The sequence below is a fragment of the Bradyrhizobium sp. genome (assembly GCF_035309285.1).
Lineage (GTDB): Bacteria > Pseudomonadota > Alphaproteobacteria > Rhizobiales > Xanthobacteraceae > Bradyrhizobium.
The window spans coordinates 29086-43397 of sequence record NZ_DATGFH010000171.1 but is presented as its reverse complement, the minus strand read 5'-3'; the positions used below and the strand labels follow the sequence as shown (position 1 = coordinate 43397).

The window sequence follows — 14312 nt, the reverse complement described above, 5'->3', positions numbered from 1 at the left end:
TTGACCGAAACCTCGAATACTGAGATCAAAACCTGCATCCAACGGCGCCATCTCGCTCATGCGCCGCCCTGGTCGTCATCGACCGGATCAAGTGGTCGCCATGCGTCGGAATCCATGGTCGCCTTCACCGGAATGCGCACGAATGGCAACCCCCACGCCGCGAGCCGAGGAAGACCAAGGCTGAGAAGACCAAGGCTGAGCTGCGCGAGATGCTGGCCAAGGCCGTCCGCAATACCGCGCAGTCCGAGCCGAAGCCGCCGCCGAAGACCAAGAGAGGTCGTGGCTAACCCGCTGCTACCAATCGCGGGCCGCAATCAAGGGCGCAAGCAACCCGGATCGTTGGCTTTAGTTCGCAGCAGATGCAGCAGATAATGCCCAAACGCCACGGTCGATATGCATGAACACTTTTGGTCCGCCGTCGTAGCACGCGCAAGTCGGGCAATGGATTTCTAAGGTGTTCCGGATCACAGCCTCACCGTTGACGGGCCACGATCGATCGGCAGCCGACCACCGTTCTTTCATTTTCAGATAGAGCGAAGCCGGCGACCATTCCTCTTTCGCCGCCGCGGCACGGCGAATGTCGTCATACCTAAGACGGTGCGTACGCAAAAGCCGCCAAGGCTTCCCTCGACGGCTCGTGCCGTTGCGTTTTGCAGAGAGGTGCGCTGCGTCGAGCGCCGCTCGAACGCGGTGCCTCTTCTTATTTGGACGCACTGCCTCAATTTGAGGCGGCTGGTGCGTTGCCAATGTGTCGGGCCAACGATCCCCGATCCTGTACATATGTGACTGGCGCCGATGTCGATCAAGCCAGCGCAGCTGTCCTAGCTGCCGTTCAAAGTCGATGTCGATGACCCTCGGCGCTTTGCGCGATCGCGAACGGTCGGCGCGCATTTTGGATTGACCCCGAGACGACATCAGTCCGGAACCTCCATCAACTATGAAGCCCGTATCACCAAGCAGGGTGATATCGCCGTTCGGGAGGTGCTTTGCGAGGCGGCTGCAAGCCTTCTGCTGCGCGTCAGAACATGGTCCGCCTTGCGCGCGTGGGGCCTGCGGATCGCCAAGCGGTCGAACCTGCTGTGCGCGATCGTCGCCGTTGCGCGCAAGCTCGCAAGCATTCTGCATCGGATGTGGGTCAGCGAGACCAACTTCCACGTCGGGTTCCGCGCCAAGGCAACGCAACGGCTCAGATTGAAATCTGCGCAGTAATTGCTGCGCTGGTCAAGAACTGCTGCCGGTCTTGCAGCCAGCATGTTGAGGAGGAGCAAACATTAGAGATCCGCGCGCGCGGTGAGCGTCCCCCAGGCGGGGCCGCGAAACGAGGAATGTCCGCTATCTCATGCCTGCTGCCGCCCTTCGGGGATGAGAGCGCCTGACTGCTTGGACAGCCCTGTTTACGAACCTGATAAGGAGCATGCGACAGCCCAAGTGATGAACGCGAAGGAACGCATGGACCACGCCTGGTGAATGCAAGTCGCGACCGTGCTGATAGCGAACGCTGCTCGCAATCGAAGCAGCGAGATAAGGAGCGCTGCTTGTTTAGAGAAATCGCAAAAAAGCGTAGGAGGGAGTTGACTTTGCACGCCCGGTAAGCGTCCGGGGACTGCACATGACGCTTGGCCTTGACAATATTTCGAGATCCGCCGCCACACCTGGGTATTTGCAGCGGACTAGAGGGCGGCGGCGTGACGGCAGCCTACTACTCTTTAGGAGGCCCTGCCTTCGCGATCACTGCTTCGGCACGCTTTATCGCCGCTCGGAGTTCATCGCTCTGCCAGGTATCAACGGAATGGCCGTCGTCGAACGAGCAATCGTGGACTTCTTGCACGCGCGAGGTCAGTTCGCGAAGCGCAGCAATAGCCTCGGCAAGCAGCCTGGCATCTGCTTCGTTTCCAGAAGACTGTGTCACCTCATTATCCTCATCACGTCGCAAGTTTCGACCAACAGGACTGCTACAATACACGACCGGTGCCGCTGCAGCTTGCTCGAACTTCGCTGCTTGGCAAGATGTCGGTTCTGCTCACACGGTAGCAGCGGATTCCTCAGATATCCAGTTCCATGGCAACAGTTCGTCGATGCGGTTGACCGGATGTCCGTCGACCATGCGCGAGAGCACATCATGGAGATACGCGTACGGCTCAACGTAGTTGAGCTTGCACGTTTCGATCAGCGAACACAGCACAGCCCATCGATGTCCGCCGCCGTCGCTTCCAGCGAAGAGATGATTCTTGCGACCGAGTGCAACAGGCCTGATTGCGCGTTCAACCGGGTTGGTATCGAGCTCGATACGACCGTCATGCAGGAAGCGCGTCAGACCTTCCCAACGCGAGAGCGCGTAGCGGATAGCTTCGGCCAGAGTGCTGCGGCCGGGTACAAGGGGAAGCTGCGCTTCGAACCAGAGCCGCATGGCATCGACAATGGACTTCGAGCGATTGCGACGTGCAGCGAGCCTATGGGCGGGCGACTGCCCACGAACTTCAGCTTCGACGGCACAGAGTTCGGCGATCCGGCGAAGCGACTCGGTCGCGATCGGCGCGTTTGTGGCTTGCGCCACCTCGTAGAACCGCCGCCGCGTATGGCTCCAGCATGCAGCGAGCACGATGTCGCCTTTGCCAGTCAAAGGCTCAAAGCCAGCATAGCCGTCGACATGCAAAACGCCCTTGAAGTGTTCGAGGTGCGAAGCTGGTCGCTCAGCTCTGCGGTCTGGCGCGAACAGATAAACCGCCGCCGGCGGCTCCGGTCCGCCCCAGCCGCGTTGCTCGCGGGCATAGACCCAGAGACGTCCGGTCTTCGTCCGCCCACGTCCGGGATCGAGCACCGGCACCGGCGTGTCGTCGGCGAACAGATGGTCCGAGGCGAACACGTTCTTGCACAGGCGTTCGTGCAACGCCTCGAGCCACCAGCATGCGCCGCCAACCCATCCGGCGAGCGTCGACCGCGGAAGATCGACGCCGTGCCGGGCGAAGATCTGCGACTGCCGATAGAGCGGTGTGTGATCGCAATATTTGCCGACCAGCACCTGGGCGAGCAGCGCTGGCGTCGCCACGCCGCCGGCGATCACCCGCTCTGGAGCTGGCGCCTGCACCACTATCTCGCAAGTTCGGCAGGCGTATTTGGGACGAGTGGTGTGGATCACGCGCAACTGAGCCGGAATCCAGTCCAGCATCTCGCTCACGCTCTCTCCGATGACATGCAGGGCGTCACCACAGCAGGCGCAGATCATGTCGTCGATATCGAGCCGCACATTCTCGCGCGGCAGATGGTCAGGCAGCGGCTTGCGATGGGAAGATCGTTCGGCTTGTTGGTTCTTGGCCCGCGGACGGCTCTCTTCTTCACGAGCAATGTCACCAGCGATATCGTCAAGCCCGAGCTGATCGGGATTGAGCCGCTCGGAACGGCGGCCGAACTGCGCTCGCTGCAACTGCTTGATGATCGCTTTCAGACGCTCGATTTCGCCGTCGCGATGTTCGATCGTGCCGACAATATCGCGCACCAGGCGGTGCAGAAGTGCTGTATCTGTCGGGAGATCGTTGAGATCGAGCTGCATATTCGATTCTACTCGAACGCGCTGATTCGAAGAAGCAACTTCGCCGTATTTGACAGGGGTTTCTGCGATTCAACCAGCGAGAACTGGCTTCCAAACGCGCTCCGGCGCGCGCCAGTCGATACCTTCGATCAGCATCGCGAGCTGTGCCGGCGTCAGCGTGATCGAGCCATCGTAACCTGCCATCACGGGCCAGACAAAACGACCCTGGTCGATCCGCTTGGTGAACAGGCAAAGACCGTTGCCGTCCCAGAACAGGATCTTCAGCATCGACGCCTTCTTGCCACGGAACGCAAACAAGTGGCCCGAGAACGGATCTTTCTTCAGCACTTCCTGGACCAGCATGGCGAGCCCATCCATGCCTTTCCTCATGTCGGTGTAGCCGAGCGCCAAATGCACTTTCACACCAGCCGGAACGATCAGCATGACGCGATCTCTCCGCTCTCAGCGCGCGCCCGGACAACGTCGGGATCGCTATCTTTTGGCGCAAAGACGCGTCGGCCATCGGTCAGCTCAACGGCCATCATTCCCTCGGGCGGTTGTACCAGGTCGCGCAGAAGCCGCGCCGACGCCGTGTCGTCGGGAAGGGTGACGGGCACAAGCTTCGCTCGATTTTTCTGGGCCACGCCGAACTCCACACGCCAGCGGAACAGCAGCCCCGTGACGATGCCGTGCTTGCGCGCAACGCCGGAGACCGTCGCGCCGGGCTGTTCGGTTTGCATGACGATCGCGAGCTTCTGCTCGTCGCTGAAGAAGCGCCGGGCGGGCGTCGCCGGCGCTTGGGGAACGTCATTTGCAACGTCTGTCAAGCTGCTTTCCGAGGTCGATTCCTTGGCACTAGTGCTAACGAGCGGGCGAGCGGAGGGGTGAAGATGTGCGCGCCAGTCGATTTCAACCTCGCCATCGTCCAGCCGGTCACACCATGTGCGCAACGCGTACGGCGACAACGACAGCGCCGCTGCATATTCGCGGACGCCCATTCCGCTCCAGTTCATGGCTTCCACATGCACCGCCCAGAACGCTTGCATGGCGCGATTGCGTGTATTCGTGCTGATGCCAAAAGCTTGCCGACGCCGCTTTCGCAGTCCTTTTTCCCGCTCTTCACGGCGTTTCTCACGGCGCAATTCCGTCTGATATTCCACAAGCTTGCGTGCAGCCTCCTCGCCAGCGAGCACGTTAAGCCAGCGCGTGAACGTCCCGTTGTCCAATCGATGCCGACGGCAATACGCCTTGCGCGAAAGGCCACTGCGTCGCCAGGCTTCGATGTGGATCGACCACCACTCGCGCCTCGCCTTGTTCTGGAAATGTTTTGAACCCACCGGAGATTCTCCAGTGCAGCAGAGAACCCGAAATGGAACGAGAACAAAATATTGGAAAGACGTGCAGGGTTCGGACGCTTACCACGCCCGATTAGGAAGGCAAGATAAAGCGAACTGGCGTTCGCTGGCTCCCTCCGGTCGCAAAGGGTTGTCTGCACATTGGTTTTTGCACCTTGCGACGCCGTCTGGACGGCACCCCACGAGGTGGCGCGCCGCCGCTCTCAGAAATTTCCCTTTTGATTTCAATTCTTCAGGCGATGGCGCCCGCAATGTGCGTGGATGAGAGTGCCTGCCAATTGTTCGCTATGCTACACGTTGACGCGATTTGATGCGATCGATGCTCGGTAGCTCTTGTGCGAGCTCATTTCGATATCAATCGTCTCGCCATGGCTAGGGATGAGAGCGAAAATTTTCGGGTCAGACCTGGGCGATCGCGCAGCGGCGGAGGGCGCATCAATCGGCGGATGCAGCCGTTCCTCAAGCAGGTCCAAATCGCGGTCCGCAAGGCGGGGGGCGATCCCCGCCGCATAGGTGCTGGGGCGCGATCGGGCCGTCGCCGGGAAGGAGAAAGCACAGGCCGGTTCAATGCCCGCGGCCGAGGCGCGAAGGTGGTTGCCTCGCTCCCTCGAGAGGGTGGGAACGGAGGCTGGCAACGGGATTGCGCGGGCCGCTTCCGTACGCGTCGTGTGGTGGTCAAGGCACGGGTGGTCCGTCTCAATCCGCAAGGGCGGGGCGCCCGGGCGCCGAAGATGCGTACGACAGTGAGTGGGGCTGTGGACGCCCATCTCCGTTACCTCGAACGGGACGGGGTTACGCGAGATGGCGAACGGGGCAAGGCTTATTCCGCCTTCGAGAACGAGGTCGACAGCAGGGCTTTTGTGGAGCCCGGCCGGGAAGATCGCCATCAATTTCGTTTCATCGTGTCGCCGGAGGATTCTGCCGAAATGGCTGACCTTCGCGGCTTCACCCGTGACCTCATGCGCCAGATGGAATTGGATCTCGCCACCCGCCTCGACTGGATCGCGGTCGACCATCACAACACCGGTCATCCCCACACCCACATCATCGTCCGGGGCGTGCTCGATGACGGCCGGATCCTCAACATCGCCGGCGACTACATCGCCCATGGCGTCCGCCATCGGGCGAGCGAACTGGTGACCCGGGAACTGGGCCACCAAAGCGAGATCGAGCTGCAGACAAAGCTGCAGAACGAGGTCGAGGCTGAGCGCGTGACCCGGCTCGACAAGATGCTCTTGAGCGAGCAGCAGGAGCAGGGCGTGATCGACCTGCGACCCGGGGAGGGGGCGACGTTCCTCGTCCGCGAGAACCGTAACCTCATGATCAGCCGGGTCAGGCACCTGGAGCGCTATGGAATAGCAACCCAGCTTGAGCCGGGGCGATGGTCCCTTTCCGACCGCGCGGAGCAAGTCCTGAAGGATCTGGACCACCGCAATGAGGCCATCAATTCGATCCACCGGGCGCTCAGCAGAAATGGTCTCGCCGAGGAGCGTGGTGTCGGCCAATTCGCCCTTCACGGCGAAGGCTTAGGCGAGAGGATCGTCGGCCGGGTCTTGGCCAAAGGCCTGGCTGGAGACGAGATGGGCGAGCGGGTCTACCTGGTCGTCGACAGCATCGATGGCCGGGTCCATCACATCGAGTTCAAGGAGGCGAGCCGGATCGAGGAGGTCGGGCGCGACATGATCGTCGAAGCGGCCCCAGTCGTGTCCGGCCCAAGACCTGCCGACCGCAACATCGCCAGCAATGCCGAGGAGAACAATGGCATCTACCGGCCGAGCCGCCACCTGGAGCGCGTCCACGGCAGCTTTGAGCGGCAGGGTAAGGACCCCGAGGCTTATGTCCGCTCCCACGTCCGCCGCCTGGAAGCACTGCGCCGGGCGGGCCTTGTCGAGCGGGTCGATGCCGACCATTGGAAGGTTCCGAAGAACATCGTCGAGCGTGGGCAGGCGTACGACCTGAGCCAGGGCGGCGACGGGCTGAGGATACGGACGCTCTCGGCGGTCGGCCTCGACCGGCAGATTGCCAGCGATGGTGCGACTTGGCTCGACCGACAGATTATTGCCGAGGACCGCTCGGAAATCAGGGACAGCGGTTTTGGCAGAGAGGTCAACAAAGCTATCAGCCATCGGGCTCGGCGACTTGTCGAGATGGGCCTTGCGACCGCTAAGGATGGCCACGTTCTCGTCCCCGTGGACACGGTGGCGACTCTTGAGCGACGGGAGATTGAGCGTGTCGGCCATCAGATGGCGAGAGAGCGCGGGTTAACCTACATGCCAGCAAACTCTGGCGAGTATGTCAGTGGCCGCCTCGCCGGCGTCGCCAGCCTCGTCAGCGGACGCTTCGCCATGATCGACAACGGGCTCGGCTTTCAGCTCGTGCCCTGGCAACCGCTCCTCGAGAAGCACATCGGCCGGCACATCACCGGCCTACAGCGCGAGGACGGCGGAATCGAGTGGACGTTGGGAAGGAACAGGGGGCTGAGCCTATAACGCCGTGATCAAACGACAGGCGGCCCGAGTTTGAATCGCAAAGCCGTCTGACGATGCTCGGACTCACCAAGGGATTGGCCACCCCTCTCCGCTGCCGTCGCTCGCCAATGCTGCGCTCACGCGAGCGAGCGACGGCGGCTCCGCGGGATGGCTAAACGGTCCCCATAATCAATTTTGCAGCGCTCGGCCTGCAGAACCACCATATGCTGGCGCCGGCGTGAGTGGGGAGCCCAATCGTTTCCGTGGTCGCACCCTCTCACAACACATCGAAAAATTATTTGGCACCGCTGATATCCGAAACTAGCCGAATAACCGTCGACGCGCGCTGTCGTACGCTGTGACCCTCGGACGTCCGCATTGACGCTGCTCATCGCAAAGACAAGTCTGGCCCCTGTCGAGTTCTTTGCGAACAGGAGAATCCATGAGGCGCAAGCGACGAGAGAACGACGAAGTAGAAGAGTTGCAGATTACTTCATCCGCTCCGGAAGCCGTGAGGTCGCAGACGGTTCCATTCGTCCAGAAGCTCACCTGCACGATTAACGAAGCGTGTGAGATGACAGGCCTCGGGCGCACGAAGCTTTACGAGTTGATTGGAGATGGACATCTTGCGACCACAACCGTCGGACGCCGCCGATTGGTGGTGGTGCGCTCACTTCTTTCGCTCCTTGAGTCGAACACCTCCGTGTGATGGTGTGCGACTCAAGTGCGACTAATTCCGCTTTCCACGTTTTCCTCGTCAGGCGCTCATTTTTATGACGCGGCCGAGCTCTTTCATCCGATCGAGCTCATCCGCCCACCAGCGCATCATCCGCACGCGCTCCTGCCAGAACTCGGCGGCATGGGTGTAGGCGCCACGGATTTCATTCGCCTCCTGATGGGCAAGTTGACGTTCGATCGCATCCGCATGCCATTTGCCGCTTTCGTTCAGGAGCGTTGACGCGGTGGATCGCAGACCGTGAATGGTCAATTCGGTCTTGTCGTATCCGAGACGGCGCAAAGCCGCGTTCAGCGTGTTGTCGCTGATCGGGCGATGCCAGGATCGCACCGACGGAAAGAGATATCTTGATCCACCCGTTATTTGCTGGAGGTCGCGAAGAATAGCGAGCGCTTGATGCGCCAGCGGTACCCGGTGCGGTCGTCTCATCTTCATCTTTTTAGCGGGTATGCGCCATTCCGTGCCAGTCAGGTCGAACTCGGCCCATTCGGCCTGGCGAAGCTCGCCAGGTCGCACAAAAACCAACGGTGCCAGCTTTAGGGCATATCTCGTTACGGCGTGCCCCTCAAAGCCATCAATTGCCCGCAGCAGCGCACCGACAGCTTTGGGTTCGACAATCGTGGCCCGGTGAGTAACCGTCGGTGTGATCAGCGCGCCGCGCAGGTCTGCGGTTGGATCCCGTTCCGCGCGACCCGTTGCAATGGCGAAACGGAATACGGCACCAATAGTGCCACGCGCGCGAGTGGCTGTTTCGTGCCGCCCGCGCTTCTCGATCTTCCGCAACGCATCAAGGATTTCCGGCGCCTTGATTTCCGCGATCGGCCGCTTGCCGAATTCCTTGTTGGCGAAATCAAGCAGCCACTGTTTCTTCTTCAGCGTTTTCGGGGCATCGCCCTCTGCCTCGGACTTGTCCATGAGTTCTTTGGCCACGGCTTCAAAAGTGTTGGCTCGCGCCATTCGCGCATTGCGGCGCTCTTCCTTGCGGTTGACGGAGGGGTCGATGCCTTCGGCAAGCAGCTTCTTGGCATCGTCGCGCTTGATGCGCGCGTCTGCGAGAGAGGTGACAGGATACTGGCCTAGCGCGAGCAGCTTCTGCTTGGAGTCAAAGTTGTACGCGTAGCGCCAGAGCTTTGATCCGGTCTTGGTGACGAGCATGAAGAGGCCGCCACTGTCGGAGCGCTTGTAGTCTTTTTCGCCAGCTTTCAGGTGCCGAAAATAGGTGTCGTTCTTGACCGGCATCGGTTCGATTCCACCCAAAAGTCGCGATACCATGACCCCAACAATCTACCATGGAAAATACCATGAAAGTCGCCGGATACCATGAAATTTGGGCGAACGGCCGCGAAGTCAAAAATGCGACTTGTGGCCGTCGTTATTGAGGAAAGTGAACATTGGCGGATGACGGCGAATGCCCGACTGGTGCCCCTGGCCGGAATCGAACCAGCACTCCTTGCGGAACTCGATTTTGAGTCGAGCGCGTCTACCAGTTCCGCCACAGGGGCATTCGCATTGTCCCCTTTGGCCGGAAAGGCCGAACAGGGCGGCGAAGCGGCGGGACTATAACGGGCGGCAGATGGGGGTCAACCCGCGCGGATGTGATTTCGCATCGGCTCGACAGCTTTGGGGATGCGCGATACCAAGTTTACCGATCTGTTTACCGGGAAAGGCAGCACGTGACGTCAGAGATATCGCATTTTCCGCTCGCAAGCCGCATCGAGGCCAGCCCGGCCGCAGCTTCCGCGCTCGCGATCCTGGTGATCGCGGCGGCGACGCTCGCCGGCGCCTGGTTCTTCCAGCTCGTGCTGCAGATCCTGCCGTGCCCGATGTGCCTCGAAGAGCGCTACGCCTATTATTTCGCGGTGCCGTTCGCGGCGCTGTTGGCGATCGCGGCCAGCAAGGGCGCGCCGCGCGGCGTGGTGCTGGCGGGCCTTGCGATCCTTGCGCTCGCAGCGCTCGGCAGTGCCGTGTTCGGCGCCTATCACGCAGGCGTCGAATGGGGCTTCTGGAAGGGACCGACCGAGTGCACCGGGCCGCTGGTCGATTTCCGCAAGGCCGGCAACCTGTTGGATCAGCTCGACAAGGTCAAGGTGATCCGCTGCGACGAGGTGCAATTCCGCTTCCTTGGCATTTCGCTCGCCGGCTACAACGCGCTGATCTCGCTCTTGATGGCCGCGATCGCGGCGTGGGGAATGGCGAAGGCGGCCAAGCGTTGACCCGCAGGCCGAGGTCGTAGGGTGGGCAAAGCCAACGGGTCCGCGCGAGCGCGCGGCCCGATGACAGGCTCAGCGTGCCCACCGTTCAAAGCAATGGTGTCGATGCATTTTTGGTGGGCACGGCGCTTCGCGCCTTTGCCCACCCTACAGGATAGAGAATGAGATCTAATCGTCCACGTCGTCCTGCGTGCGCCCGAACAGGTGCACGATGCCGGGGATCGCGATGGTGACGAACACGAAGCGCGACAGATGGTGCGCGCCGACGAAGATCGGATCGATATGCAGTGTCAGCGCCAGCGCCAGCATGGCGTCCATCGCGCCCGGCGCGAAGGCAACGACGGCGTCGGAGAAGCGTACCTGGGTGGTGAGCGCGATGACGCCGACGAAGAGGCCGGAAATGGCGATCGCGATCGCAAACGAGCCGAGCGCCGCGTTGAGGTGGCCGGCCAGCACCCTTAGCTTCATCCGCGCAAAGCGGCTGCCGATCACCGCGCCGATGCCGACCAGCGCCACGCTGCGCACCCAGGGCGGCACGCCGCCATCGACGAGGCCGGCGCCATGCAGCACGCTGGAGGCGATCATCGCGCCGAACATCCAGCTCGCCGGAAATTTCAGGATCCGGAGAATCAGCGACAGCGCCAGCGAAGCCGCGACCAGGGCTATGAGATTCATCGGCGAAGCGGCGGGCAGCAGGATGCCCGAGCCGCTGGCGGGGGCGAGCCCGCTCAAGGCCAGCACCATCGGCAGCGCCGCGGTGAGGATGATGACGCGCACGGTCTGCACCACAGCGATCGCCGGCAGGTCGGCGCCGCGCTCGACCGCAAGAATCGTGATCTGCGACAGCGCGCCGGGCGCGCCAGCGAGGAAGGCCGAGGTGCGGTCCCAGCCATGGACACGCTGCAGGTACAGGCTGGAGCCGAGGGTCGAGCAGAAGGTCGCGAGCGCAAGCAGGCCGATCGTGAAGGGATAGGCGCTGACATGGGCGATGAGCTGGCGCGACACCACCCCGCCGATCGAAATGCCGAGCACGACCAGCACGGCCTGGGTGACGAACGCAGGGACTGCGAGCTGGCGGCCGCAAATCGCCGCGACGCCGGTTGCGACCATGGCGCCGGAGATCAACCCGCCCGGCAGGTTCGCCCAGAGAAACAAGAGGCCGCCGGCTGCGCCGATCGCCAGCGTCTCAAGCGCGATCAGCGCCTTATTCCGGCTCGGAAGGGAAACAGCGATCGATGAAAGGATTTGCCTCACGCTACCTTATGGCAAATCCGAAAGAGGGGAACAAATGCGCTAATGCGATGCAGCAATGCGCGTGTCATCTTGCCACGCAACCGGGATCTATGCCGGTTGCGTGCTTATGGTGCGCAAGTCGGGCAGGCCCGACTTGCGGCGGCCAAGGGAGGGCAAAAGGGAAGGGATGAGACTACTTGCTCGCGGGCGCGGCCTTGCCGGCCTGCTCCTTCTTGCAGTCGGAGCGGAATTTCTTGCGTTCCTTGCCGTGCAGGCCCTTGGCATCCGCCTCCTTCGAGCATTCGAGCGAGGCGGCGCTACGGGGCTTTGTGGTCTTTGCGGTCTTGGCAGCGGGCGCCGGACTGGCGGCGGGAGCTGGCGTCTGCGCGTAGGCAGCGCCCGCAAAGAGGAGCGAAGCGGCGAGCGCAAGGCCGGCCGCACGGGAGGAGATCGTGATCATGGAGGCACCTCGGGAAAGAAAAGAGATAAGGAAGGCAACCTCGCGCCACGATGATGAACCTCCGATGAATGAAGCCGGTTCAACGCCGCCCTCGCGAAGACTATATTTTGGCGGTCGCGGGCTTGTGGTAAGGCGCCTCGCGGATAGGATGTGCTCCCCATTCAGCACGTCGTAAGGGAGACTCAGGGATGACCTTCAAAAACAAGCTGCTTTGCGCAGTTGCGGTGTCCGGTTTTGCTGCGTTCGCAGCGACCGCGCCGGCGAATGCGCTGACTCGACAGGAATGCAGCGCAAAATATCAGGCCGCCAAGAAGGACGGCACACTCAACGGTATGAAGTGGAATGACTTCCGCAAGGCGCAATGCGGTGCCGATGCGACGCCTGCCGCAGCTCCCGCAGCCGCGCCTGCGCCGAGCACGGCGGCCGCAAAGCCTGCGGCTGCGCCAGCAGCTCCGGCCGCGGCCGGCAATGCGGTGTTTCCGAATGCGATCGATCCGAAATATGCCAAGGAGACCCCGGGCAAGGGCCGCATGCATACCTGCGTCGATCAGTACAACGCCAACAAGGCGACCGGCGGCAATGCCGGCATGAAGTGGATCCAGAAGGGCGGTGGCTACTACTCACAGTGCAACAAGCACCTGAAAGGGGCGTGATCGCCTGAACGTCGAGGATGCGGCCGGATGCGACAGCCGTCCGGCCGCAATCAGCCTGGTTCCTCGAGCAGCTTTGCGGCTGACTTCGCGACAAGCTGCGCCCGTCTGCGTGAGCCGCGCTCGAGGAAGAGCAGGCTCTGGCCAAAGATGAAACAATAGAACAGGAATGCCTGCGCGTCGGCTTCTTCCGGAGAAAGGCCCGTCGCACGATAAAGCTGCGCGACGTTTTTCAGCCGCGCTGCATCCACGCCCGCCACTGCTCGCGCCGCCGCCTCATCCGAGCGCGCCCATTGCCGGACCGCGAGCTCGATCGCCATGCCTTCGGTATTCATCCGCTCGGAGTAGAGCAGGATCAGCCCCTTCAGCCGATCGTGCGCGCTTTCGCCATCGAGACTCGCCTGTTGCTCGATCGCCACGATGCGGCCCCGGCTCCACTCGTTGAGCATCTCGGAAAGCAGCGCCGCGCGATCGCGAAAGCGCCGGTAGAAGCCGCCCTTGGTGACGCCGAGGTGTTTCGCCAGCACCTCGACCCGCACGCCGTCTACGCCCGAGCGCGCCAGCTCGGTGAATCCGGCCCTGATCCAGCTCTCGTTCGTGACTTCGGCCATGAAGCAGTCTCTCTAACCGATTCTTGATACGGTACCGTATTGCTAGCCCGTCCGCAGCGTGATACGCTACCGTATCAGAGCGCAAAACAGGCAAAACAGGAGCGGCTGATGGCGGCAGAGGTGACCTATCGCGGCACGGTCTATCCCTGGCAATGCGATCACGTCGGCCACATGAACGTCATGTGGTACGTCGGCAAGTTCGACGAGGCCAACTGGAATTGCTTCGCGCACCTCGGCTTGACGCCGGCCTATTTTCGCCAGTCCGGCCGCGGCAAGGCGGCGGTGCAGCAAAGCATCTCCTACAAACGAGAATTGCTGGCCGGCGATATCGTTGAAGTCCGGAGCCGGCTCCTCGAGATCGGCACCAAATCGATCCGCCTTCTGCACGAGATGCGCAACGCGGAGACCGGTGAGACCGCGGCGACCTGCGAGATCACCGCGGTGCATCTGGACCGCGCTTTGCGCAAATCGACAGCGTTTACGGCTGATATTCGCGAGACGGTGGCCAGCCACCTTGCGGTCACAGAAGCAGCGATCGCGTGAGCTGTGCATGAAGCGCTTCGAGCCGAAGAATCCGGATTTCCGCGCGGTCGCGACCGCGACCTTCGAGGCGCAGCCGGCGATGAAGACGCTCGGCATCTCGATTGCGCGGCTTGAGCCGGGCGAGGTCGATCTGGCGATGGCCTATTCGCCGGACTTCAGCCAGCAGAACGGATTTGTCCACGCCGGCATCATCACCGCGGGCCTCGACAACGCCTGCGGCATTGCCGCCTTCACGCTGATGCCCGAGGGGTCCGACATCCTGACGGTCGAGTTCAAGACGAACCTGCTGGCGCCTGCCAAAGGCGAGCGGTTCGAGTTTCGCGCCGCCGTCGTCAAGCCGGGCCGGACGCTGACGGTGTGCGAAGGCCGGGCCTATGCGATGGCAAATGGCGTCGAAAGCCTGATTGCGACCATGACGGGGACGCTGATGGCGATGCCACGCCGTCCTGATTGACAAGGGCTCGAGCGCTTTGGACCTTGGTCCCGGCGCCGCAGGTAGTGGCTTTTTGGCTCCCCTGGC

15 protein-coding genes and 1 tRNA gene are annotated in these 14312 nt (G+C 62.0%); 7 read left to right on the top strand and 9 right to left on the bottom strand.

The features are described 5' to 3' along the window. Positions 1 to 825: 825 nt before the first annotated feature. A complete protein-coding gene (locus VKR55_RS31320; protein WP_324409270.1) occupies positions 826 to 1209 on the top strand; it encodes a transposase in 384 nt (127 codons plus the stop codon). A gap of 490 nt (positions 1210 to 1699) precedes the next feature. Here the strand turns inward: VKR55_RS31320 and VKR55_RS31315 are convergent, their stop codons facing one another. The 4 genes from VKR55_RS31315 to tnpA all read right to left on the bottom strand — a co-directional run bounded on the left by VKR55_RS31315 (position 1700) and on the right by tnpA (position 4863). Then, complete coding sequence (locus VKR55_RS31315; RefSeq protein ID WP_324409267.1) at positions 1700 to 1909, bottom strand: hypothetical protein; 210 nt, start codon at positions 1907 to 1909, stop codon at positions 1700 to 1702. 111 nt (positions 1910 to 2020) lie between these two features. Then, a complete protein-coding gene (tnpC, locus tag VKR55_RS31310; protein WP_324409266.1) occupies positions 2021 to 3547 on the bottom strand; it encodes an IS66 family transposase in 1527 nt (508 codons plus the stop codon). Between the two features lie 69 nt (positions 3548 to 3616). Beyond that, a complete protein-coding gene (gene tnpB / locus VKR55_RS31305) occupies positions 3617 to 3970 on the bottom strand; it encodes an IS66 family insertion sequence element accessory protein TnpB (protein WP_324409265.1) in 354 nt (117 codons plus the stop codon). Continuing rightward, complete coding sequence (tnpA, locus tag VKR55_RS31300; protein WP_324409264.1) at positions 3964 to 4863, bottom strand: IS66-like element accessory protein TnpA; 900 nt, start codon at positions 4861 to 4863, stop codon at positions 3964 to 3966. The genes tnpB and tnpA overlap by 7 nt, the downstream gene beginning before the upstream one ends. A gap of 773 nt (positions 4864 to 5636) precedes the next feature. Here tnpA and VKR55_RS31295 point away from each other — a divergent pair. Both VKR55_RS31295 and VKR55_RS31290 read left to right on the top strand, forming a co-directional pair. Then, positions 5637 to 7370, top strand: coding sequence for a DUF3363 domain-containing protein (locus tag VKR55_RS31295; protein WP_324409263.1), 1734 nt, complete (start codon positions 5637 to 5639; stop codon positions 7368 to 7370). A gap of 421 nt (positions 7371 to 7791) precedes the next feature. Continuing rightward, a complete protein-coding gene (locus VKR55_RS31290; protein ID WP_324409262.1) occupies positions 7792 to 8058 on the top strand; it encodes a helix-turn-helix domain-containing protein in 267 nt (88 codons plus the stop codon). Between the two features lie 48 nt (positions 8059 to 8106). Here the strand turns inward: VKR55_RS31290 and VKR55_RS31285 are convergent, their stop codons facing one another. After that, complete coding sequence (locus VKR55_RS31285; RefSeq protein WP_324409261.1) at positions 8107 to 9324, bottom strand: tyrosine-type recombinase/integrase; 1218 nt, start codon at positions 9322 to 9324, stop codon at positions 8107 to 8109. A 178-nt stretch (positions 9325 to 9502) separates the two neighbouring features. Continuing rightward, positions 9503 to 9587 (bottom strand) — tRNA-Leu (locus VKR55_RS31280). 171 nt (positions 9588 to 9758) lie between these two features. Between VKR55_RS31280 and VKR55_RS31275 the strand changes: the two genes are divergently transcribed. Further along, positions 9759 to 10298: a disulfide bond formation protein B gene (locus VKR55_RS31275; RefSeq protein WP_324409260.1), complete on the top strand. Its 540-nt coding sequence runs from the start codon at positions 9759 to 9761 to the stop codon at positions 10296 to 10298. Between the two features lie 165 nt (positions 10299 to 10463). Here VKR55_RS31275 and VKR55_RS31270 read toward each other — a convergent pair whose 3' ends face one another. Continuing rightward, on the bottom strand, positions 10464 to 11549 hold the full coding sequence (locus tag VKR55_RS31270; RefSeq protein ID WP_324409259.1) for an AbrB family transcriptional regulator: 1086 nt from the start codon (positions 11547 to 11549) through the stop codon (positions 10464 to 10466). Between the two features lie 172 nt (positions 11550 to 11721). After that, a complete protein-coding gene (locus VKR55_RS31265) occupies positions 11722 to 11985 on the bottom strand; it encodes a PsiF family protein (protein WP_324409269.1) in 264 nt (87 codons plus the stop codon). Between the two features lie 191 nt (positions 11986 to 12176). On the opposite strand from VKR55_RS31265, the gene VKR55_RS31260 reads away from it, so the two are divergent. Next, complete coding sequence (locus VKR55_RS31260; RefSeq protein ID WP_324409258.1) at positions 12177 to 12641, top strand: hypothetical protein; 465 nt, start codon at positions 12177 to 12179, stop codon at positions 12639 to 12641. Positions 12642 to 12691: 50 nt separating this feature from the next. Here the strand turns inward: VKR55_RS31260 and VKR55_RS31255 are convergent, their stop codons facing one another. Next, positions 12692 to 13249 (bottom strand): TetR/AcrR family transcriptional regulator, encoded by a 558-nt coding sequence (locus VKR55_RS31255; protein WP_324409257.1) that lies wholly within the window; start codon positions 13247 to 13249, stop codon positions 12692 to 12694. 108 nt (positions 13250 to 13357) lie between these two features. Between VKR55_RS31255 and VKR55_RS31250 the strand changes: the two genes are divergently transcribed. Together VKR55_RS31250 and VKR55_RS31245 are read left to right on the top strand one after the other, a co-directional pair. Continuing rightward, positions 13358 to 13792: an acyl-CoA thioesterase gene (locus tag VKR55_RS31250; protein ID WP_324409256.1), complete on the top strand. Its 435-nt coding sequence runs from the start codon at positions 13358 to 13360 to the stop codon at positions 13790 to 13792. 7 nt (positions 13793 to 13799) lie between these two features. Continuing rightward, the gene (locus VKR55_RS31245; protein WP_324409255.1) at positions 13800 to 14246 is read left to right on the top strand and encodes a PaaI family thioesterase; all 447 of its coding nucleotides are present in this window, start codon (positions 13800 to 13802) and stop codon (positions 14244 to 14246) included. Positions 14247 to 14312 lie beyond the last annotated feature (66 nt).